This window comes from Rhizobium sp. BR 317 (genome assembly GCF_047445835.1).
GTDB classification, from domain to species: domain Bacteria; phylum Pseudomonadota; class Alphaproteobacteria; order Rhizobiales; family Rhizobiaceae; genus Rhizobium; species Rhizobium paranaense.
Map to the genome: position 1 here is coordinate 191,389 of NZ_JARWLB010000007.1, position 21,279 is coordinate 212,667.

A 21,279-nucleotide genomic window follows, 5' to 3' on the forward strand; every position below is an offset into this window, starting at 1 on the left:
CAAGCCCGTTCGCCATAATCAACAACGCTCCTTGCTTTTAAAGCAAAGCTCAAGAAGGGCCGCACTCCGCGGTGTTTAAATAAATGAAGCGTACCTATCAACCATCCAAGCTTGTCCGCAAGCGTCGTCACGGTTTCCGTGCGCGCATGGCTACCAAGGGCGGCCGCGCGGTTCTCTCCGCTCGCCGTAACCGCGGTCGCAAGCGTCTTTCGGCCTAAGGGCCGGAATGCCCGATAAAGATGGCGGGCGAATTGACGAATGAACGACCAACAAAGACTGTCGGGCGGCTGAAAAGCCGGCCGCAGTTTCTTGCAGTCCGCGAAGGCGAAAAACGCCGGGGAAGCCTCTTCCTCATCGAAGTGCTGGACCGCAAGCTCTCCGACGCCGAACCCCGCGTTGGATTTACCGTCACCAAAAAACATGGCAACGCGGTCGAACGAAACCGCATGCGGCGCAGGCTGAAAGAAGCTGTGCGACTTCATGCGGGATTTGCAATGCAGCCCGGACACGACTATGTGGTTGTCGCGCGGCGCGATGTGCTGACCGCATCTTTCGAGAAATTGACGGGCGAGCTCGTCAGCCGCATCGAAACCAGGCCGAAACACCGGCGGCCGGAAACGGACCGCTCCAGGAAAGTATGATGGAAAATAACCGCAATTACTTCATTGCAATTGCCCTGTCTGTGCTGATCGTTCTCGGCTGGCAGTTTTTCTACATGAACCCGCGCCTCGAAGCGCAGCGCCAGGCCGAACAGGCCGCCAAGCTGCAGCAGCAGACGCAGCAGGCTCAGACGACGCAGACGCAGGCCCCGGCCGCAGGCACCACCGTGAACGGCTCGGCTCCGGCGAACGGCCAGACCGCACCGACGACCCTCGACCGCAATCAATCGGTTGCCAAGACGTCGTCCTCGCGCGTCATCATCGACACGCCCGCGCTTGCCGGTTCCATCAATCTGGAAGGTGCCCGTTTCGACGATCTGCAGCTCAAGGCCTATCATGAGACGGTAGACAAGAGCAGCCCGATCATCACGCTGTTCAGCCCGGCCGACACCAAGGACGGCTATTTCACCGAACTCGGCTTTATCGGCAGCGATGTAGCCGGCACCGTTCCCGGCCCCTCGACKGTCTGGACGCTGGCCAGCGGCGACAAGCTGACCGAGAAGACGCCGGTAACGCTCTCCTATACCAACGACAAGGGCGTCACCTTTACCCGCACCATTTCGGTCGACGAACGCTACATGTTCACGATCACCGACAAGATCGCCAACGCCGGTCAGGCGCCGGTGACACTCTCGACCTATGGCCGCGTGACCCGCTACAACAAGCCGACCACGCCCACGGCCTATGTGTTGCATGAAGGCTTTATCGGCGTCATCGGCGATGATGGCCTGATCGAGACCAAATATACCGCTGCCGAAAAGGAAGCCGTCAATCCGGCGAAGGCGACCGGCGGCTGGCTCGGCATCACGGACAAGTACTGGGCCGCGACGATTGTGCCGCCGCAGTCGACCGCCTACGATGCCCACTTCTCGCACTTTACCGATGGCCAGCCACGCTATCAGGCCGACTATAAGCAGGATCCGGTCACCATCGCCCCCGGCCAGACGCAGGAGCTGAAGAGCCTGGTCTTCGCCGGTGCCAAGGAAGTTCCGGTCATCGACCGCTACGAGACGAGCTATTCGATCCCGCGTTTCGACCGCCTGATCGACTGGGGCTGGTTCTATTTCATCACCAAGCCGATGTTCAAGTTGATGGATTTCTTCTTCCACTTCTTCGGCAATTTCGGCGTCGCCATCCTCTGCACKACCATCGTCGTCAAGGCGTTGTTCTTCCCGCTCGCCAGCAAGCAATATGCCTCCATGGCGAACATGAAGCGCATGCAGCCGAAGATGGAAGAGCTGAAGGCCAAGTTCGGCGACGATCGCATGGGCCTGCAGCAGGCGACGATGCAGCTCTACAAGGAAGAGAAGATCAACCCGATCGCGGGCTGCTGGCCGGTGCTGCTGCAGATCCCGATCTTCTTCTCGCTCTACAAGGTGATCTACATCACCATCGAGATGCGCCATGCACCGTTCTTCGGCTGGATTCAGGACCTTTCTGCTCCCGATCCGACGTCGATCGTCAACCTGTTCGGCCTGCTGCCGTTTGCCGCACCGACCATCCTGCATCTGGGTGTCTGGCCGCTGATCATGGGCGTGACCATGTTCCTGCAGATGCGCATGAACCCGACGCCGCCGGACCCGACACAGGCGATGATCTTCACCTGGATGCCGCTGGTGTTCATGTTCATGCTCTCCAGCTTCCCGGCGGGCCTCGTGATCTACTGGGCGTGGAACAACACGCTGTCGGTCATCCAGCAGTCGATCATCATGAAGCGCCACGGCGTGAAGGTGGAACTCTTCGACAATCTGAAGGGCCTCTTCAAACGAAAACCGGCGCCATCGAAATGATGATACAAGCCCCGCTTCGGCGGGGCTTTTCTTTTATATGCGGATATGGTGCTGACCTACAGGCCCGAGACCGAACCCAACGTCTTCAATGCCTCCGTAACGCGCTGCCGCGCGGACGCGGGGAGCCCAAGAACGGGCCGAGGCGGCTCGAACCTGCCGAGATCGAGGGCTTCTGCGATCGCGAACATGACACGGAAGCTGCCGAATTCCTTGAACAGCGACCACAGCGGCTCGAATGCCTTGTTGATGGTTCGTGCCTTCTCCACATCACCACTTTGTGCCGCTCTCGTCAGAGCGAGCGCCTCGGCCGGCAAAAGCCCGGCAACGACGCTGTACCACGCGTCCGCTCCTGCCAGCAGAGCGTCGGCGGCGCCCCAATCGCCGCTATAACCTATCGCGAAGCCGGATTGGGTCTCCGATCTCAGGCTCTCAAGCTCTGACCGGAAATCTGCGTCCGATGGTAGCGGCATCTTTACGGCCTGGATGTTCGCAACCTTTGCCAGCCTGGCGATCAGCTTGTTGCTGAACGTGAATTTCGTGGTGCCGGGATTGTTGTAGATGCACAAGGGAAGCTGACCGGCGTCGGCCACAGCCGCGAAGTGTTCGTAGACCTCATCATCTGTCAGCGGCGTGTATGAAACTGGCGCAAGGAGAAGGGCGTCCGCTCCTGCCTGCACGGCATCGCGTGCTAAGGCTTGAGCCTCATCCGTACGCAGCGCACCGACCCCAACGATGACCGGTATCGTTCCTCCGACGGCCGACATCGCGGCATCGACGGCGCGGCGTCGCTGATCGCGAGACAGAAACATATATCCGCCCGTGCTCCCGAGCAAGCCGATCGAGTCAGCCTTCGCTGCGGCGATACGCATCAAAAGCCGAGCCAGTGCAGCGGTATCGACGACGCCGGGCTCATCGGTTGGCGTGATCGGAAAAGCCGAAAGACCGTGAAAAAGCGTCATACCCTGTTCCCTTCTGAACTCGCGAAAGTAGGAGCTTCATGCCCGCCGCGCCTTCCAATGCAGGTCGTATGGCATGGCGTTCCTCGATCCCGGCGAACTTCACATTCCGCCGAGAAGTTTGAAAGCGATCAGCCACATGACGCAAGCGACGATTGCCTCGAGAATGCGCCAGGACGCCGGCCGCGAAAAGATAGGCTTAAGTCGGGTCGCGCCGTATCCCAGTGAAAAGAAAAACAGGAACGACCCCGTCATGGCCCCTGCGGCAAACTCCGCCTGATGTCCTGGAAAGCGTGTCGCGATCGTTCCGAGAAGCACGACGGTGTCGAGGTAGACGTGAGGATTGAGCCAGGTCAGGGCGAGGCACATGGCCATGGTCTTGCCGAAGCTCGCCGAACTGCTGTTCGCCACCGAGAGAGCGCCGGTGGATCGTATCGCGGATAACAGGCTTTTCGCCCCATACCAGACGAGAAATGCCGTCCCGCCATAACGCATGGCGGGATCGAGCCATGGCAGCACTGCGATGACCTGCTTTAAGCTCGTAACACCAATCACGATGAGAACAGCGTCCGACAGAGCGCAAGCAAGGCAGACCGCAAAGACGTATTCGTGGCGCAGACCTTGGCGAAGAATGAACGCGTTTTGCGCGCCAATGGCGACAATGAGACTGAGCCCCATCGTCATTCCGGTAAAATATGTCGAAAAGTCCATGCCCAAATCGCCCGCCTGAAAACCTCTCGGCTCCATAGACCGGGGCGCTGATTTAGGGTACTTAAACCTACTAACTCTGATTAAGTACAGCTTATCCATGATCGACTACCCGGCTCTTCGCGTTCTCTTCGCCGTTGTTCAATCTGGCAGCTTCGAAAAAGCGGCGGCGGTATTGAACGTCACGCCATCGGCTGTTTCTCAGCGGATCAAGCAACTCGAAGAACGGGTCGGCACCGCACTTGTCATCAGAGGGACGCCCTGCATCGCCACGGAACAGGGCGACTGGCTTTGCCGGCACATGGAAAACGTCGGCATTCTGGAAAGCGAATTGCTCGAACATCTCCCCTCTCTCAGCGAGCGTGGAAAACTTCAGCAGCGGGTCACGCTTCAGGTCGCGACGAACGCCGATAGCCTTGGAACCTGGTTTCTGGAAGCAGCGGCGCAGTTCGCCAAAACCTCCGACTATCTTCTCAATGTCTCGGTAGACGATCAGGATTACACGGCGGAATGGCTTCAGCGCGGAAGGGTCATTGCTGCCGTCACCAGCATGGAACAACCGATTTCCGGATGCCGCCGATATTCCCTGGGCGCTATGCGCTACCATGCCACGGCAAGCCCCGACTTTATTCGGCGGTATTTTCCGGGCGGCGTGACGCCGGAGGCCATAGCCATCGCGCCTTCATTGATCTTCAGCCAGAAGGATCGCCTTCAGATCGATTGGCTCCAGCGTGTGTTCGGAGGAGTTGACCGCAACGTGCCAACACACTGGCTGCCCTCCACACAAGGTTTCGTGGAAGCCAGCCTGCGAGGGATGGGCTGGGGTATGAACCCGGTTCACCTCATCCAGGACCATATTCGGGCCGGCCGGCTGGTCGAACTGGTGCCGGAAACGCCGCTTGATGTCACCCTCTACTGGCAGATTAGCCGTCTCGCCGCAGACCGGCTTGCGCTGCTGACCCAAACCGTCATCGACGTTGCAAAAAGATCGCTGATTCCGTCGTGACGACCACCATGGGCCGCCAACACCAACGATGAGCTGGCGATCAAAACTTGACTTTCGCGGGTAAAACCTCGAAGCCAGTCAGCCAAGTGAACCGGAAGACCGCGAGCGCATGGCAGAACAGACGACAAAAGACGACAAGCCGCTTTTCGGGCGCCCCTGGATCTTCATCCGCGGCGTGCCGTCCATGAAGTTCCTGCCGCCGGAGGGGCCATTGGAAGTGGCGTTTGCCGGACGCTCGAATGTCGGCAAGTCGTCGCTGATCAATGCGCTGGTCGGCCATAAAGGTTTGGCGCGCACCTCGAACACGCCGGGCCGCACACAGGAACTCAACTATTTCGTCCCCGACGGCTTTTCCGGCGAAGGCACCGACCTGCCGCCGATGGCCTTGGTGGATATGCCTGGCTACGGCTATGCCGAAGCGCCGAAGGATCAGGTGGATGCCTGGACGAAGCTGGTTTTCGACTATCTGCGGGGCCGGGCGACGCTAAAGCGCGTCTATGTGCTGATCGACAGCCGTCACGGCATCAAGAAAAACGACGAAGAAGTTCTGTCGCTGCTCGACAAGGCCGCCGTTTCCTACCAGATCGTGTTGACCAAAACCGACAAGATCAAGCCCGCGGGCCTGCCGAAGCTGATGGCCGATACGGCTGAAAAGATCCGCAAACGCCCCGCCGCCTATCCCGGCATCCTCGCCACCTCCTCGGAAAAGAGCGAGGGCCTGCAGGAACTACGTCAGGCAATCGGACTCACCGTCGGCATTGCCGTCTGACAAAAAAAGCCGCCGCCCTCGACGCTCGAAGGCGGCGGCAGCTTTGCCGATGGTCGTTACATTTTCGGCAATAACACCTTGTCGACCACATGGATCACGCCGTTCGACTGCTTGACGTCGGCGATGGTGATGTGGGCGGTGCCGCCGGCTTCGTCGGTCAGCGTCAGCTTGCCGCCCATCTCGGTGGCCTTGATCGTGCAGCCGCCGACCGTCTTCAGGTCGTACTCGCCGCCATTGCCCATCGACATCTTCTTGATGGCGGCCGCCATGTCATCGCCAGCAACGACATGACAGGTCAGCACCTTCGTCAACATCGCCTTGTTTTCCGGCTTCAGCAGCGTCTCGACCGTGCCGGGCGGCAGCTTCTTGAAGGCTTCGTTGGTGGGCGCGAAGACGGTGAAGGGGCCTTTGCCTTCCAGTGTGTCGACAAGGCCGGCAGCCTTGACGGCGGCGACCAGCGTCGTGTGGTCCTTCGAGTTGACGGCATTTTCAATGATATTCTTATTGGCGAACATCGGCGCGCCGCCGACGGTCGGGTTCTTCGCATAGACGAGGCCGGTCGCGGCTGAAAGCGTTACGGCCACAGCGGCGATGCGGATTGCGGTCTTGATCATGGCTTGTCCTCTTCCTCTCTTGCCCCGATCAGGCGGGGTCAGAGCAAGATACGGAGGCGCCGAAAGAAGAGTTTCAGCCGCAGTTCTTTTTTCGGAAAAAGATGTCTTCAGGGCAGATGGATGGTGCCGGAAGCGATTACGTCACCCGTGGGCTTGCCCGTCGGCGAACCGCCGAAAGGTTCGACGCTGACGGCGATGATGGCGCCTTCCGTCAGTTTGCCGTGAATCTCCTGCGGCAGAACGATCTCACCCTCGCCGGTCTGCGGCAAGACGCCGAGCGCCTCGGCCGGCTCGCTGCCACGGATCAGCCAGAGTTCCAGCGATTTTTCCTGGGGTTGACCGGCGGCGACCGGTGTCACCTTCAGCCGCCCGCTTGTGACGTCATAATCAGCCAGCAAGTTGATAGCGCTGCTCTGTCCGGCAAGGGAAGCGGTGAGCTGCCTACCCGGTGTCGGTTTCGAGACGCTGTTGGTGACGGTGAAAACCAGGACGCCGGCTGCGATAAACAACGAACCGAAGGCGACTGACCGCCAAAGAAGCAGCGAATTCCAGAGATGAGCACCGAAAGCGGCATCTCCGAAAATGCGCCTCTCGATCTTGGGGAACACTGAGGCCGCCGGCGCGACCATATCGTAATCGTCGTTGAAGCCCGAAAGATTCTGCTCCCAGCGACTGACGATAGCGGCAAACTGCCGATCGCTGCGCATGCGTCGCTCTACCTTTTGTCGGTCCTCCAATGACAGCACGCCAAGCACATATTCTCCGGCCAGGACTTCATCGCGGGAGCGGCCTCCCTTGCTTTGATCGGGCGTACTCATCGGTCCATGCACTCTCTCAGTCTAATCAGGCTTCGGCGCAGCCAGGTACGCATTGTATTCAAAGGCACCGCATATTGCTCAGCTAGTTCCTGGTAGCTCAGGCCGTCCACATAGGCGCTGCGAACAGCCTTGGCTCGATCAGCTTCCAACTCTTCCATGCACCTGTCAATGCGCCTTCCCTCTCCCTTCACCATTGCCTGCTCTTCGGGGCCAGGTTCGGTATCGGCAAGATCATAGGCGGTATCAATTTCATCTGCGACAGGTTTTCGGGCACGGATAGCATCGATCGATTGATTGCGCGCAATCGTGGTCAGCCACGGCATTGCCGGCCCTTCCGAGGCGATAAAACGCTCGGCCCGCTGCCAGATTTTCACGTAGATTTCCTGCAAAACTTCCTCGGCATCCGTCCTGTTGCCGAGGATACGCAGGCAGACGGCATAGAGTTTCGGACTGGTCCTTTTGTAGAGCACGGCAAAAGCTTTCTGGTCGCGCATCGCGACCCGGCCGATGAGCGCCTCTATCTCCTCGCTCGCCATCCGATCCCCCCGATCGCGGCTTCTTCATATTAACTTAAGCGAAAACTATCCGGCGACAAGCTCACTCAAAGGGCAACAAGCTCATTCAAAGGATGAGACTGCGCGGGACGCGCGATATGACGCAGGAAAAACTAATCCTGTCATCATTATTCCCTCTGTCAAAAACTTGAGATAAAAGGCCGCGAACAATTGTACGGGGTGCCCCATGTCCGAATCCCAAAGCGAACTCCAAGCCAGCCTGCTGGCGCAGGCCCTGCCCTACATGCAGCGCTATGAAAACAAGACCATCGTGGTGAAATACGGTGGCCATGCCATGGGCAATGCCGAGCTTGGCAAAGCTTTTGCGGCCGATATCGCACTTCTGAAACAGTCGGGCGTCAACCCGATCGTCGTCCACGGCGGCGGCCCGCAGATCGGCTCCATGCTGACGAAGATGGGCATCGAATCGAAATTCGAAGGCGGCCTGCGCGTGACTGACGCCAAGACCGTCGAGATCGTCGAAATGGTGCTGGCCGGCTCGATCAACAAGGAAATCGTCGCGCTGATCAACCAGACCGGCGAATGGGCGATCGGCCTCTGCGGCAAGGACGGCAACATGGTCTTCGCCGAGAAGGCGCATAAGACCATCAAGGACCCGGATTCCAACATCGAGCGCGTGCTCGATCTCGGCTTCGTCGGCGAGGTGGTCGAAGTCGATCGCACGCTGCTCGACCTGCTTGCCAAGTCCGAGATGATCCCGGTCATCGCTCCGGTCGCCCCTGGCCGTGATGGCGCAACCTATAACATCAACGCCGACACCTTCGCCGGCGCCATTGCCGGCGCGCTCAGCGCCACCCGCCTGCTCTTCCTGACCGACGTTCCGGGCGTGCTCGACAAGCAGGGACAGTTGATCAAGGAACTCTCCGTCGCCCAGGCACATGCGCTGATCGCCGACGGCACGATTTCCGGCGGCATGATCCCGAAGGTCGAGACCTGCATCGACGCCATCAAGGCGGGTGTCCAGGGCGTCGTCATCCTCAACGGCAAGACCGCCCATTCCGTGCTGCTCGAAATCTTTACCGAACACGGGGCCGGCACGCTGATCGTCCCTTAAGAAAAACGCGCCCTCTCCAAGTCTGGAAAGGGCGCTGTTCTCGCTTTGTCGGCAATTGCGCGTTCAACCGAAAACGGTCAACCGCGTCGGGGCATGACGATCAAGTCTGCTGATAGAGCGCCTCGGCCTCGCTCTTCAGCATTCCCATCACTGTCCGGTAGGGAGCGGGGCCGTAGCTGATGCGGCTGACGCCGAGCCTGCCCATCGCAATGTTGTCGGGTGTTGTCGGACGCACCATGATGTTGACCGGCAGAGGAGAGCGATCACAGACGGCTTCGATCAGATCGGCGTCCACAAGCCCCGGCGTGAAAAAGCCGCTGGCGCCGGCCTCCGCAAAAGCATCGGCGCGCCGGTAGGCTTCATCCAGCAGAATCTGATGATGGGCGGTATCGCTTTCCTGTAGGAAAAGATCGGTGCGGGCATTGATGAATAGCGGCATTTCCCGCCGATCGGCCATCTCCCGGATGGCGCGGATACGGGCCACCTGCATCTCTATCGGATGAACGCCGCGGCCGCCGACCACCTGATCCTCGAAATTGATGCCGACTGCGCCATGATCCATAATCTTTTCGACATTGGCGGCGACAGCGTCCGGCTCTATGGCATAGCCGCCTTCGAAATCGACGGAGAGCGGCAGGGGGCTCGTCACTGAAATCAGGCGGGCGATGACCGCCAGCAACGATAGCGGTATCGCCTCGCCATCGCCGAACCCATTGGCGGCAGCGACCGACCAGCTCCCGGTGGCCAGCGCCTTGGCTCCTGCTTCGGTGACCACCTTGGCCGAGCCGGCATCCCAGATATTGAAGAGGATCAGCGGATCGCCCTTCCGATGCAGCCGGGCAAACTCCGCTGCCTTTTCTACCTGACTCATCTTGTCCCCTCCTCAAAAGCCCCACCGGGCGCATCGTGTCCTTCGTAACCGAAGAGGCACAAACTCCTCTCCCCTCCGGCAAATAGTGCAAAACCTTAGAAATCAATCGGTAAAACCATAGCCTGCATTGGAATAGCCGGCAATGTCTGCAGCATTTCTCATATACGCCGCATATTTTCCTTTTCCTCAAGCAATAGTGCGTGCCATAAGGCCGCCATGACCCAAACGAGAACGCTGCCTGAACCCGCCGATTTCTCGGATATCCGCGACTGGGTATTCGATCTCGACAACACGCTCTATCCTCATCATGTCGATCTCTTCGCGCAGATCGACAAGAACATGACGTCATATGTTTCGGCGCTCCTGCAAATGGAACGGGACGAGGCGCGAAAGCTGCAGAAGCAATATTATCGCGACCACGGCACGACGTTGCAGGGGCTGATGATCCATCATCGCATCGACCCCAATGATTTCCTGGAGAAGGCGCATGCGATCGATTACTCGGCTCTGATGCCCCAGCCGGAACTCGCCGCCGCCATCAAGGCGCTGCCGGGGCGCAAATTCATCTTCACCAATGGCAGCGTCAAGCATGCGCAGGCGACCGCCGGCGCGCTCGGCATCCTCGACAACTTCGATGATATTTTCGACATCGTCGCCGCCGATTACGTGCCGAAACCGGCCGGCAGCACCTATGACAAGTTCATGAGCCTCAACCGGGTGGATACCACGCGGGCCGCGATGTTCGAGGACCTGCCGCGCAATCTTACCGTGCCGAAAGCGCTCGGCATGAAGACAGTGCTGCTCGTACCGCAGAATCTTGAGGGCACCGTGGTCGAATGGTGGGAGAAGACGAGCGGCGAGGACGATCATATCGACTATGTGACCGACGATCTCACCGCTTTTCTCAAAACACTCGTTTAACGGTTTTTTAGGATCGGGTTACGAAAGTTTCATCCGCCTTACCGATGTTTAATTGGCCGTTTTTTGCCCTCAGCCGTATCGTTTGACCATTCTTCAGCACGAAAGGAAAAACGATGAACGGGAAAAAAATTCTTCTGGCAGGACTTTCCGCAACGCTTCTGGTCGGCGCCGCCGTCCAGGCAAGTTTTGCCGCTCCGCAGGGCAATGACGACATGCGCGGCCACGGCGGTCGCTGGCATCACCCGGGCTTTTCACCGGAAGTCGCCTATGTGCGCATGCTGAAGCAATTCGACACCAATGGCGACATGAAGATTTCCAAGGACGAGCTCAAGGCCGGTGTCGACAAGATCTTCGATGAGATCGACACGAACAAGGACGGCGAGATCACCCCCGGTGAACTGCGCGCCTATCGCCAGGAACGCGTCAAGCAGTGGAAGGCCGAGCACGCCAAGGACGGCGACGATCAAGCTCAAGCTCAAGCTGATCAAGGCAAGGGTGACCAGGGCAAGGGCGATCAGACCCAAGGCGATCAAGCCCAAAACGGCGACAATCAGGATGGCGGCAAACATCACGGTCACCACCCGCGCGGCCACTTCATGCACGAAGCCGCTATGATGCGCACCACCCTGTTGTTCCAGCGTATCGATACGGATGAAAACGGTCAGATCAGCAAGCAGGAGGCCGAAGACGCCGGCAACAAGCTCTTCGACCGCATGGACCGCAACCATGACGGCGTGATCTCGCTGGACGACATGCCGAACCGTCCGCTGCTCTGACTATTCGATTGGGTATAATTTCTTAGGACAAAGAGGCCCGCCTCGCAGATGCGACGGCGGGCCTTTCAATTTTAATGTCCGTTGTCGTGCTCGTAGAAATCCGCGACGATCTTCCAGGCGTCATCGGCGGTGTCGACGAAGCTGATCAGCTTGACGTCGTCGGGCGCGATGGTGCCGAATTCGGCGAGCGCATCGAAGTTGATGATATCACGCCAGAATTTTTCGCCGAAAAGGATCAGCGGCAGGCGTTCCATGCGGCCGGTCTGTATGAGGGTCAAGCATTCGAACAGCTCGTCCAGCGTGCCAAAACCACCCGGAAACACCGCAATCGCCTTGGCGCGCACCATGAAATGCATCTTGCGGATCGCGAAATAATGGAAATTGAAGCTGAGTTCCGGCGTCACGTAGACGTTCGGCGCCTGTTCGTGCGGCAGCACGATGTTGAGGCCGATGGAGGGCGCCCCCTCTTCCGAAGCACCGCGATTGCCGGCCTCCATGACGCCGGGGCCGCCGCCGGTGACCACCACATATTCATGGAAATCGAAACCGGCGGAATAGCGCGCGCAAAGCCTCGCGAATTTACGGGCTTCCTCGTAATAAACCGATGCCGCTTCGAGATTGGCCCGCTGCACCTCGTTGCGGGCCGCCCAGGCGCTAGTGCCGGGCGCGGGAATACGCGCGCCGCCGAACATGACCACCGTCGATTTGATGCCGCGTTCGGTGAGAGACATCTCGGTCTTCAAAAGTTCGAGCTGCAGCCGGATCGGCCGCAGTTCCTCGCGGCAGAGGAAATCCTCGTCGGCATAGGCGAGCCGGTAGGACGGCGACATGGATTGCGGCGTCTTCGGTACGGATTCGGCGCGTTTCTTGTCGGTCGAGCTCGACTTCAAAGGGTCCCATACCCCATCCTTGCGCCTCAGCCTGCCGTTCTTCGCCTTGCTCATATACTCATGCCTTTCAAATCGATCATGACGGGCCACTCACCCGCGGAGAGGAATGGCCAAGCTCTTGCATATGCCCTACAACGCCTCGAATCCAAGCTCAATCGGCGCGGAAAAGACATTCCATTCTCAATGTCCATGCTATAGGACCAATCGACCGCTTCCGGACCATTTCCGGAAATTACGATAGGCACTGACGTTTTAAGGAATTCCCATGAGCGCTAACGATCTCGCCTCCCTCGAGAAGTCCATCGAGGCTGCCTTCGACAATCGCGACAATGTGAACACGTCGACGCGCGGCGAAGTTCGCGACGCCGTCGAGACGGCGCTGAATCTTCTCGACAGCGGCAAAGTCCGCGTGGCTGAGCGTGGTTCGGACGGCAATTGGACGGTCAACCAGTGGCTCAAGAAAGCCGTGCTGCTGTCCTTCCGCCTGAACGATATGCAGATCGTCGAAGGCGGTTCGGGCGGCTCGACCTGGTGGGACAAGGTGCCCTCGAAGTTCGAAGGCTGGGGCGAGAACCGCTTCCGTGAAGCTGGCTTCCGCGCCGTGCCGAACGCCGTCGTCCGCCGCTCGGCCTACATCGCCCCGAACGCCATCCTGATGCCCTCCTTCGTCAATCTCGGCGCCTATGTCGGCGAAGGCACCATGGTCGACACCTGGGCGACCGTCGGCTCCTGCGCACAGATCGGCAAGCATGTGCATCTTTCGGGCGGCGTCGGCATCGGCGGCGTGCTGGAGCCGATGCAGGCCGGCCCGACGATCATCGAAGACAATTGCTTCATCGGCGCGCGCTCGGAAGTCGTCGAAGGCTGCATCGTTCGCGAAGGCTCGGTGCTCGGCATGGGCGTCTTCATCGGCAAGTCCACGAAGATCGTCGATCGCGCTACCGGCGAGATCACCTATGGCGAAGTACCGCCMTACTCGGTCGTCGTTGCCGGTTCGCTGCCGAGCGGCAACACCATGGCGAACGGCCAGCCGGCTCCCAGCCTCTACTGCGCCGTGATCGTCAAGCGCGTCGATGAAAAGACCCGCTCGAAGACCGGCATCAACGAGTTGCTGCGCGACTGATTTACAATTTTTTTGGAAGCGCGGTTGTCATATCGCGCTTCCCTCATGCTTGTCGGGTGAGCATGCCTGTGCGATTGCTGGAATCGCGGCAAAGATTTTCGGCCTATCGCCGATCCTTTGCCATCGCTTTGCCATTTCTCGCCGGATAAGTTGCCTCCAATGACCGTTACCGATCCCGTCACAAACCTGCAAACTCTCATTCGCTGTGCCTCCGTCACGCCTGCCGAAGGTGGTGCGCTGACCGCTCTGACCGATATGCTGCTGCCACTCGGCTTCCAGGTCGAACGCATGACGGCGAGCGAGCCGGGAACGCCCGATATCGAAAACCTTTATGCCCGCCTCGGCACCGATGGTCCGCATCTGATGTTTGCCGGGCACACGGATGTMGTGCCGGTCGGCGATGCCGCTTCCTGGAGCCATCCGCCCTTTGCCGCCGAAATCGCCGATGGCGAGCTTTTCGGCCGCGGTGCTGTCGATATGAAKGGCGGCATTGCCTGCTTCGTGGCCGCTGTGGCGCGTCATATCGAGAAGCATGGCAAGCCTGCCGGCTCGGTCTCCTTCCTGATCACCGGCGACGAGGAAGGCCCGTCCATCAACGGCACGATCAAGCTGCTGCAATGGGCGGCCGAGCGCGGCGAGACATGGGATGCGTCGCTCGTCGGCGAGCCGACCAATCCCGACCAGCTCGGCGATATGATCAAGATTGGCCGTCGCGGCTCGATCTCCGGCTTCATCACCGTCCACGGCGTCCAGGGCCATGCCGCCTATCCGCACCTCGCCGACAACCCCGTGCGCAGCATCATCAAGCTGACGGAAGCACTGCTCCACCCGCCTTTCGACGCCGGCACGGATAATTTCCAGCCGTCGAACCTCGAAGTGACGACGATCGACGTCGGCAATGCCGCCACCAATGTCATCCCCGCCAAGGCGAAGGCCGCCTTCAACATCCGCTTCAACGACACCTGGACGGCCGACACGCTGAAGGCCGAAATCCTTGCCCGCCTGGACGCTGCGGCCGTAGATGAGACGCTTCGGCCCGGACGTTCGCCGACGAAATACGACATCACCTGGTCGGAGCGTCCGAGCCAAGTCTTCCTGACGCGCAACAATGCGCTGATCGCCTCGCTTTCTTCCGCCGTCGAAAACATCACCGGTCTAAGGCCGGCGCTTTCGACCACCGGCGGTACCTCGGATGCCCGCTACATCAAGGATTATTGCCCTGTCGTGGAGTTCGGTCTTGTCGGCCAGACCATGCACATGGTCGATGAGCGGGTGGCGCTATCGGATCTCGAAACCCTGACCGAGATCTACGAGACCTTCCTTCAACGCTGGTTTGCGAATGCCGACCTTTAGGGAAGTCCAATACTATCTGGCAGGCCTGTGGCTGCTGATCCGCATGGACGCGCGCGGCTTCCAATATCTCGATATATCAGATCGCGGCATGTTGCGGTCGTTCTGGGCGATCCTCTGGAGCCTGCCGGCCATCGGCATTTCGTGGCTCTGGTGGCAACAGGCCTATCTCACCGCCATGCCGCCGGAAACCTCGACCGGCATGGCCTTCTTCTTTCGCCTGACGCTGGTCGAGGCAGCAAGCTGGCTGGCGCCGTTGATACTCGCCGGCGTATTGCTGATGATCTTTCGTTTCGGCGACAAATTCGAGGCCATCGTCGTAGTGGTCAACTGGCTCGGCTTGCCGACATCCTATCTGAATTCCCTGCTGATTGCGCTGCTCGCCTTCGTGCCCGGCTCCAGCGGCCTGGCGGCCATCCTATGGCTGGCATTGATGATGGCGATCATCTTCTCACTGGCGCGTATTCTCCGGATGATCTGCGGCACGCATCCGCTTTTCGTCGGCGCGCTGACGCTGATACTGCTGATCCCGACCATGCTGCTGACGGATTTCCTGCAGCGCTTCCTTGGCGTCTATCCGCCGGGTTGAGCGATTAGGCACCTCTGACAAAGTGCTCCGTCATGTGCCTTGCGGTTCAGAAGAAGATTTCCTATCGGAATTTAGCTTCCGCAGATAGCAGAAGCGATTGTAGTATTTGGGCGAGAGTCTTTTCCAAAGGGAATTATGAAGCATGCCAAAGGCTACCATCGCAATTCTCGACAATCCGTCGGAGGAAGATCACCAGGCGATAGTCAATCCGTTGCTCGCCTTCAACAATGCCCAAACCGGCGATGACGGATATGAGCAGATCGCAATTATGCTCAAAAACGAAGCAGGCAGCGCCGTAGGTGGCCTGTGGGCTAAACTCTACTACGACTGGCTTTTCGTAGAGTTGCTTTTCGTTCCCGAGAACCTCCGTGGCGAAGATTTCGGAACGAAGCTTCTCGCGCAGGCAGAACAGATCGCGCGACAAAAGACCTGCGTCGGCATCTGGCTGGACACGTTCAGCTTCCAAGCTCCGGGCTTTTACGAAAAGAACGGTTATGAGCGGTTCGGGACTTTGGAAGACTATCCGAAAGGGCGGGCGCGCATCTTTTTTCGTAAGGTCTTCTGAACCGGCGAACCGAGACAGACGGCTGGATGCGCTGGGCGAAGGACGCCATTTACGTCTCGTCGCGGTAAAATATTGATGTGTTATATCGCGACATTTTCAATTATGATGAATGTGCGAAATATAAACCATATGTTAACCGCAATCCTAATGTATTTCTACAGTAGATGGTCATTAACGCATTCCAGTTTATTGTAGCTCGTCTGCATGATGCAGCGATAAATTAGAGAGCTATGATATGCTTGATCTGCCAAAAATGATGCAATTACTATTGTTTGCAGCTTTGATTATTTTATTTTTCCGCTGGGTGGTTGAGGACATGAACAGGTGACGCTCTGTTGCACCTGAGGATCTCAGTGCCGCGATAACCTGCTCCCCCCACAGTCTGCTACTCAAGTCGAGTCCCTCCCATATTGGCATGGCGTTTGACCAGACCGCGATGTGCGGCCACATTTGGTGTGGACGCAATTCGTGGCAATGGCGCGCTTGTGTTCAATTTCGGTGGCGCAGCTCAGACACTGAGTGTGTCGATTGACGGAGGCGGCCGCCGCCCGATGGGCAGGTTGCCGCTCTCGGGGCTGAGGAGAGGGTGGAATCGACGCAGAAATGTTGTCGAAGGATCGTGTCGTCGCTGACAGGCATCCCGAGCCGTCCAACGAGGCTAGGAATCGTCCTGTTCATCATCGGCGTCAACAGGTCCAACGCCGTCGCGATAATCCACCTGCATGAAATAGAGCCCATCCGGTGGAGCAACGGGGCCGCATGCCTTGCGGTCTCGCGCGTCCAGCGCAGCGCGCACGTCGTCCACAGTCCACTTTCCCTCACCTGCAAGCTTCAGCGTGCCGGCGAAGGAACGGATTTGATTGTGCAGGAAACTCTGCGCCGTCGCGCGGATTTCGATGAGCTCGCCATTGCGGGTCACATCCAGCCGGTCGAGCGTGCGCACCGGGCTATTGGCCTGGCAATGCACCGAACGGAAGGTGGTGAAATCGTGCCGGCCGACGAGCGTCTGCGCCGCCGCGTGCATGACCTCATGATCCATATCCTTCGGCACCCACCAGGCACGTCCGGCTTCCAATGCCAAGGGCGCGCGGCGGGTGATGATGCGATAAAGATAGTGGCGGCGGATGGCCGAAAAGCGTGCGTCGAAATGCGCATCGACCTCGGCGATATCGAGAATGGCGACTCGCTCTTTGGCAAGCCTCAGATGCGCATTGAGCGCATTGCGGAGCGTATAGGTCTTCCATTCCTTGGAGAGGTCGGCATGCATGACCTGACCCATGGCGTGGACGCCGGAATCGGTGCGTCCCGCGCCGCGGATCGAAACCTTCTCGCCCGTTAGAGACAGAATGGCGCCTTCAATCGCGCCCTGTACGGATGGGCCATTGTCCTGGCGCTGCCAACCGACATAGGGGATGCCGTCATATTCGACGGTCATGCGGTAGCGCGGCATCAGGCTAATCCCGCCGCCAACATCGTGCCCGGCGCAATCGGCGTGCCGCGCAGGAAATCGTCCGCCGTCAACGGCTTGCCGCCGGCCTTCTGCAGCTTCGTCAGCCTGATGGCACCGGTACCGCAGGCAATCACGAGATCACTGCTCAGCACCTCGCCGGCCACGCCTTTGCCATCAGCAAGTTCGGAGCCAAGAACCTTGATGCGCTCCGCCCGACCGGCAATTTCAGCCTCGAACCAGGCACCGGGAAAGGGCGAGAGGCCGCGAATGTGATTGTGAACATCCGTAGCCGGCTTACTGAAATCGATGCGGGTCTCGCCCTTGTCGATCTTGGCGGCGTAGACGACGCCCTCGGCGGACTGTCCGGTCAACGGCAACTCATCATGCTCAAGCTTGCTCATCGCCTCGACGATCGCCTTGGCGCCGACCAGCATCAGCTTGTCATGCAACTCGCCCGCCGTCATCGTATCGCCGATCTCGACTTCTCGCGTGAGTGCAACCGGGCCGGTATCGAGGCCCTTGTCCATCTTCATCACCATCATGCCTGTCTTCTTGTCACCGGCCATGATCGCCCGCTGAATGGGCGCGGCACCCCGCCAACGCGGCAACAGCGAGGCATGGCCATTATAGCAGCCGAACCGGGTGCCCGTGAGGATCTCCTCTGGCAGCAGCAAGCCATAGGCGACAACAACGGCGACCTGAGCATCGAACTCGCGAAAACGCTGACGCTCTTCCGGGTCCTTGAAATTGACTGGCGTGAACACCGGCAGGCCCAGCAACTCCGCCGCCTGATGCACCGGCGATTTCTGCAGGTCGAGCCCTCGCCGGCCACCCGGCCGTGGCGGCTGCGTATAAACAGCGCGAATCCTATGCCCCGCATCGACCAGCGACCGCAATGTCGGCACGGAAAATTCGGGCGTTCCCATAAAGATGATGCTGAGCGACATGCGATCCGTCCGGCTAAGAGATATCTAGTTTGGCCTGATCCTGTCCAAAAACCGCTTCGCACTTTTTGGGATCATGCATCAGCCGCCTTCAAATGGGTTTACGAGCTTCAGATCAAGCCCCTCGAAGTCTTTTGTGTTCCGCGTTGCCAATGTCGCGCCATTGGCCAGGCAGATGGCGGCGATCATGGCGTCCTTGGTTTCCATTCTTCGACCTATCTTGTGGCGTCGAGCAGAAATTATTCCATATTGATGGGCCGCATTGCTTGAAAAGCCCAGAACACGGCCGGAAAACTCTGCTTCTATCGCTTCCAGCTCCGCGATCAACGCCGCCTTGCGCTTTCCATCAGCAAGGAGCTCCAGCCCGAAGCGAATCTCTCCGATGGTGATGGCGGTTAAGAAAACCGATTCGACGGCAAAACCATCAAGCCAAGACAATATGCGATCGCTGTACAGTCGCCCTTGCAGCTCGGATACGACATTTGTGTCCAGAACAATCATCTGGGATTATCCCGGCACAAACTATTCGAAACGCGGCGGTTCGCGATCCGGCGCGTGCCGAAAGGCATTGATTACCTCGATTTCTTCCTCGCTCAGCTTCTCTGCACCAAGAACCGCTCGCAATCGCTGACCTACTGAACTGTTCAAATCCTGCTGACGGCCAAGCGACTGGCGCAGCAGAGCGATCGCCTCCTCGGAGAGGCTTCGGCCATGCAGGCTGGCATTCGCTTGCAACTGCTTCTTCAACGCGTCGTCCAGGCCACGCAGTAAAAGATCGCCCATCCGCGCCTCCATTTGATATCAATGATATCATAGGCGCTTCAAGCCTGTCTTTCAACAGCCGCTGCTCAAAGAGCCTTCGACTTCGCAGCCTTGGTGAACTTCTTGATCACCATGTCGCGCTTTAGGCGCGAGATGTAGTCGATGAACAGGACGCCGTTCAGATGGTCGATCTCGTGCTGCAGGCAGGTAGCGAGCAGGCCGTCGGCCTCCACGACTTGTTCCTTGCCGTCGCGGTCGAGATGCTTGACGGTGACGCGGGCCGGACGCTCGACTTCGGCGTAGTAATCCGGAATGGAGAGACAGCCTTCCTCATAAACCGAACGCTCGTCGGAAGAGCTGACGATTTCGGGATTGATGAAGACCAGCGGCTGCTTGTCCTCGCCTTCGCGCGACACGTCGATCACCAACATCCGGCGGGCAACGCCGATCTGGATGGCAGCGAGGCCGATGCCTGGAGCATCATACATGGTTGCCAGCATATCGTCGGCAAGGCGTTGAACTTCGGTATCGACGCGCTCGATGGGCTTAGAGGCCTGGCGGAGCAACGGATCGGGCAAAATGATGAGTGGCTTGATCGTCATGAAGTTTCCCATAACGCATCTTGCTGTGCGATGGAATTATTTAGATGGCTGTTGACGGGTGTTTTTTCAACGCTTGCGACTTCAGGTCGACTATAGCTCCCTAAAATTTTGTTCACGTTTTGATCTGGATATTCCCTGCGGTTTTGTTATGGTGCCGGCACGAGTTCCACGAGTATCCGATATCATGTCCTTTATCCTCTTCGGCCAAGAGATCCCCGCAGTGCCGGTTCTGACCGGCCTCGTCATCCTGCTGCTGATCGCCGTCATCGTTCTTGTCATCAACAACAGAGGGCGACAGTCGGAGGAGGATATGCTGCGGGCCGAGGATGCCGAGCACAACATGGCGGCGCTGCTCCGGGCACAGGCGGAAATGCAGGGACGGCTTGCCACCATGGCCGAGGTCTTCGGTTCGCGGCAGGCGGAGTTCAACCATGCCATCAATCAACGGCTCGACGGCATGTCGCAGCGGGTGACGGCGACGATCGGCGAACAGACGCGCTCGACACATGAGAACCTGCGCCGCCTGCAGGAGCGGCTTGCCGTTATCGACGCCGCCCAGAGCAATATTCAGTCCCTGGCAAAGGATGTCGTCGGCCTGCAGGCAATCCTCTCCAACAAGCAGACGCGGGGCGCCTTCGGCCAGGCCCGCATGGAGACGATCATCGCGGACGGATTGCCGATGGGCGCCTATGCCTTCCAGCCAACGCTTTCCAACGGATCGCGGCCGGACTGCACCGTGCGCATGCCGAACGGCTCGCCGCCGCTGGTCATCGACGCCAAATTTCCGCTGGAAGCCTGGAACGCCATCCGCAACGCCGCGGCGGCAAATCCCGACCAGGGCAGGCTTGCCGCGCAGCAATTCCGCCGGGACCTCGAAGTGCATATTCGCGATATCGCGGAGAAATATCTCATTCAGGGGGAGACGCAGGATACGGCCTTCCTCTTCGTTCCCTCCGAATCAATCTTTGCCGAAATCCACGAGAATTTCGAAGCGATCGTGCAGAAGGCGCAGCGCTCGCGCATCGTCATCGTCTCGCCGTCCCTGCTGATGCTGTCGATCCAGGTCATCCAGGCAGTATTGAAGGACCAGCGCATGCGCGAGCAGGCGCATGTGATCCAGGGCGAAGTGGCCCAGCTCATGAACGATCTCTCCCGCCTCGACGAGCGGGTGCGCAAGCTGCAGGGGCATTTCGCCATGGCGCAGAAAGACGTCGACATGATCGTCACCTCCGCCGACAAGCTGGCACGCCGCGGCGAGAGGATAGAAGCGCTGGAATTCGAGGCCGCTGGCGAGCCGGCGAAGGCGCCCACCGAGGACCGGCCGAAACCAATCGACAACCGCACCGGCCAACTCAAGCTCAGGGTGGTTGACGAGGACTGATCGCTTCGGGCAGTGTCGCGCCAAATCAATGCATGATCCCCAAACGTATGAAACGGTTTTGGATGGGATCACGCGAGATCAACAAGAGCGGTTCAGCTTTTCACGG

Annotated in this window: 25 protein-coding genes; 13 read left to right on the forward strand and 12 right to left on the reverse strand. The window is 59.0% G+C overall.

Annotated elements, in window-relative coordinates; all coding sequences use genetic code 11:
* Positions 1-83 precede the first annotated feature (83 nt).
* The 3 genes from rpmH to yidC are packed head-to-tail and all read left to right on the forward strand — an operon-like array spanning position 84 to position 2,449.
* Positions 84-218, forward strand: a complete 135-nt coding sequence (rpmH, locus tag QD357_RS13675; protein WP_041677194.1) for a 50S ribosomal protein L34 — start codon at positions 84-86, stop codon at positions 216-218.
* 21 nt (positions 219-239) lie between these two features.
* Positions 240-641 (forward strand): ribonuclease P protein component, encoded by a 402-nt coding sequence (rnpA, locus tag QD357_RS13680; RefSeq protein ID WP_107106856.1) that lies wholly within the window; start codon positions 240-242, stop codon positions 639-641.
* A complete protein-coding gene (yidC, locus tag QD357_RS13685) occupies positions 641-2,449 on the forward strand; it encodes a membrane protein insertase YidC (RefSeq protein WP_107106855.1) in 1,809 nt (602 codons plus the stop codon). Before rnpA ends, yidC begins: the two co-directional genes overlap by 1 nt.
* 56 nt (positions 2,450-2,505) lie before the next feature.
* Here yidC and QD357_RS13690 read toward each other — a convergent pair whose 3' ends face one another.
* Both QD357_RS13690 and QD357_RS13695 read right to left on the reverse strand, forming a co-directional pair.
* Positions 2,506-3,408: a dihydrodipicolinate synthase family protein gene (locus QD357_RS13690; RefSeq protein WP_107106854.1), complete on the reverse strand. Its 903-nt coding sequence runs from the start codon at positions 3,406-3,408 to the stop codon at positions 2,506-2,508.
* Positions 3,409-3,507: 99 nt separating this feature from the next.
* Positions 3,508-4,116, reverse strand: coding sequence for a LysE/ArgO family amino acid transporter (locus QD357_RS13695; protein ID WP_107107042.1), 609 nt, complete (start codon positions 4,114-4,116; stop codon positions 3,508-3,510).
* Positions 4,117-4,213: 97 nt separating this feature from the next.
* Here QD357_RS13695 and QD357_RS13700 point away from each other — a divergent pair, with 97 nt between their 5' ends.
* Complete coding sequence (locus tag QD357_RS13700) at positions 4,214-5,119, forward strand: LysR family transcriptional regulator ArgP (protein WP_107106853.1); 906 nt, start codon at positions 4,214-4,216, stop codon at positions 5,117-5,119.
* Positions 5,120-5,228: 109 nt separating this feature from the next.
* Positions 5,229-5,888 carry a ribosome biogenesis GTP-binding protein YihA/YsxC gene (yihA, locus tag QD357_RS13705; RefSeq protein WP_107106852.1) on the forward strand — a complete coding sequence of 220 codons (660 nt, stop codon included), beginning with the start codon at positions 5,229-5,231 and terminating at the stop codon, positions 5,886-5,888.
* Positions 5,889-5,944: 56 nt separating this feature from the next.
* On the opposite strand, the gene QD357_RS13710 is transcribed toward yihA, so the two are convergent.
* From QD357_RS13710 to QD357_RS13720, 3 genes are all read right to left on the reverse strand, one after another.
* The gene (locus tag QD357_RS13710; protein WP_107106851.1) at positions 5,945-6,502 is read right to left on the reverse strand and encodes a fasciclin domain-containing protein; all 558 of its coding nucleotides are present in this window, start codon (positions 6,500-6,502) and stop codon (positions 5,945-5,947) included.
* Positions 6,503-6,609: 107 nt separating this feature from the next.
* Positions 6,610-7,320, reverse strand: a complete 711-nt coding sequence (locus tag QD357_RS13715; RefSeq protein ID WP_107106850.1) for an anti-sigma factor domain-containing protein — start codon at positions 7,318-7,320, stop codon at positions 6,610-6,612.
* Positions 7,317-7,856, reverse strand: a complete 540-nt coding sequence (locus tag QD357_RS13720; protein WP_107106849.1) for a sigma-70 family RNA polymerase sigma factor — start codon at positions 7,854-7,856, stop codon at positions 7,317-7,319. Before QD357_RS13720 ends, QD357_RS13715 begins: the two co-directional genes overlap by 4 nt.
* A 205-nt stretch (positions 7,857-8,061) precedes the next feature.
* Between QD357_RS13720 and argB the strand changes: the two genes are divergently transcribed.
* On the forward strand, positions 8,062-8,949 hold the full coding sequence (gene argB, locus QD357_RS13725; protein ID WP_028751062.1) for an acetylglutamate kinase: 888 nt from the start codon (positions 8,062-8,064) through the stop codon (positions 8,947-8,949).
* A gap of 100 nt (positions 8,950-9,049) precedes the next feature.
* Here argB and QD357_RS13730 read toward each other — a convergent pair whose 3' ends face one another.
* Positions 9,050-9,820 (reverse strand): isocitrate lyase/PEP mutase family protein, encoded by a 771-nt coding sequence (locus QD357_RS13730; protein WP_107106848.1) that lies wholly within the window; start codon positions 9,818-9,820, stop codon positions 9,050-9,052.
* A gap of 216 nt (positions 9,821-10,036) precedes the next feature.
* Between QD357_RS13730 and QD357_RS13735 the strand changes: the two genes are divergently transcribed.
* Both QD357_RS13735 and QD357_RS13740 read left to right on the forward strand, forming a co-directional pair.
* Positions 10,037-10,741, forward strand: a complete 705-nt coding sequence (locus QD357_RS13735; RefSeq protein WP_107106847.1) for a pyrimidine 5'-nucleotidase — start codon at positions 10,037-10,039, stop codon at positions 10,739-10,741.
* Between the two features lie 113 nt (positions 10,742-10,854).
* Positions 10,855-11,517, forward strand: a complete 663-nt coding sequence (locus QD357_RS13740) for a calcium-binding protein (RefSeq protein ID WP_107106846.1) — start codon at positions 10,855-10,857, stop codon at positions 11,515-11,517.
* Between the two features lie 71 nt (positions 11,518-11,588).
* Here the strand turns inward: QD357_RS13740 and QD357_RS13745 are convergent, their stop codons facing one another.
* Positions 11,589-12,461 (reverse strand): LOG family protein, encoded by an 873-nt coding sequence (locus QD357_RS13745; RefSeq protein WP_107106845.1) that lies wholly within the window; start codon positions 12,459-12,461, stop codon positions 11,589-11,591.
* Between the two features lie 211 nt (positions 12,462-12,672).
* Between QD357_RS13745 and dapD the strand changes: the two genes are divergently transcribed.
* The 4 genes from dapD (at position 12,673) to QD357_RS13765 (ending at position 16,034) form a co-directional block, all read left to right on the forward strand.
* Positions 12,673-13,530 (forward strand): 2,3,4,5-tetrahydropyridine-2,6-dicarboxylate N-succinyltransferase, encoded by an 858-nt coding sequence (gene dapD, locus QD357_RS13750; RefSeq protein ID WP_107106844.1) that lies wholly within the window; start codon positions 12,673-12,675, stop codon positions 13,528-13,530.
* A gap of 159 nt (positions 13,531-13,689) precedes the next feature.
* Entirely contained in the window at positions 13,690-14,883 is a 1,194-nt protein-coding gene (gene dapE, locus QD357_RS13755) for a succinyl-diaminopimelate desuccinylase (protein ID WP_414124438.1), read from the forward strand.
* A complete protein-coding gene (locus QD357_RS13760) occupies positions 14,870-15,469 on the forward strand; it encodes a hypothetical protein (RefSeq protein ID WP_107106842.1) in 600 nt (199 codons plus the stop codon). The genes dapE and QD357_RS13760 overlap by 14 nt, the downstream gene beginning before the upstream one ends.
* Before the next feature lie 142 nt (positions 15,470-15,611).
* Positions 15,612-16,034: a GNAT family N-acetyltransferase gene (locus QD357_RS13765; protein ID WP_107106841.1), complete on the forward strand. Its 423-nt coding sequence runs from the start codon at positions 15,612-15,614 to the stop codon at positions 16,032-16,034.
* Between the two features lie 658 nt (positions 16,035-16,692).
* On the opposite strand, the gene truA is transcribed toward QD357_RS13765, so the two are convergent.
* From truA to def, 5 genes are all read right to left on the reverse strand, one after another.
* Positions 16,693-17,484, reverse strand: a complete 792-nt coding sequence (truA, locus tag QD357_RS13770; RefSeq protein ID WP_107106840.1) for a tRNA pseudouridine(38-40) synthase TruA — start codon at positions 17,482-17,484, stop codon at positions 16,693-16,695.
* A complete protein-coding gene (gene fmt / locus QD357_RS13775; protein ID WP_107106839.1) occupies positions 17,484-18,431 on the reverse strand; it encodes a methionyl-tRNA formyltransferase in 948 nt (315 codons plus the stop codon). The genes truA and fmt overlap by 1 nt, the downstream gene beginning before the upstream one ends.
* Before the next feature lie 78 nt (positions 18,432-18,509).
* The gene (locus QD357_RS13780; protein WP_107106838.1) at positions 18,510-18,929 is read right to left on the reverse strand and encodes a type II toxin-antitoxin system VapC family toxin; all 420 of its coding nucleotides are present in this window, start codon (positions 18,927-18,929) and stop codon (positions 18,510-18,512) included.
* Between the two features lie 21 nt (positions 18,930-18,950).
* Positions 18,951-19,211, reverse strand: coding sequence for a FitA-like ribbon-helix-helix domain-containing protein (locus QD357_RS13785; protein WP_107106837.1), 261 nt, complete (start codon positions 19,209-19,211; stop codon positions 18,951-18,953).
* Between the two features lie 65 nt (positions 19,212-19,276).
* Positions 19,277-19,792, reverse strand: a complete 516-nt coding sequence (gene def, locus QD357_RS13790; protein ID WP_107106836.1) for a peptide deformylase — start codon at positions 19,790-19,792, stop codon at positions 19,277-19,279.
* Positions 19,793-19,976: 184 nt separating this feature from the next.
* Between def and QD357_RS13795 the strand changes: the two genes are divergently transcribed.
* On the forward strand, positions 19,977-21,173 hold the full coding sequence (locus QD357_RS13795; RefSeq protein WP_107106835.1) for a DNA recombination protein RmuC: 1,197 nt from the start codon (positions 19,977-19,979) through the stop codon (positions 21,171-21,173).
* Positions 21,174-21,279: the final 106 nt, after the last annotated feature.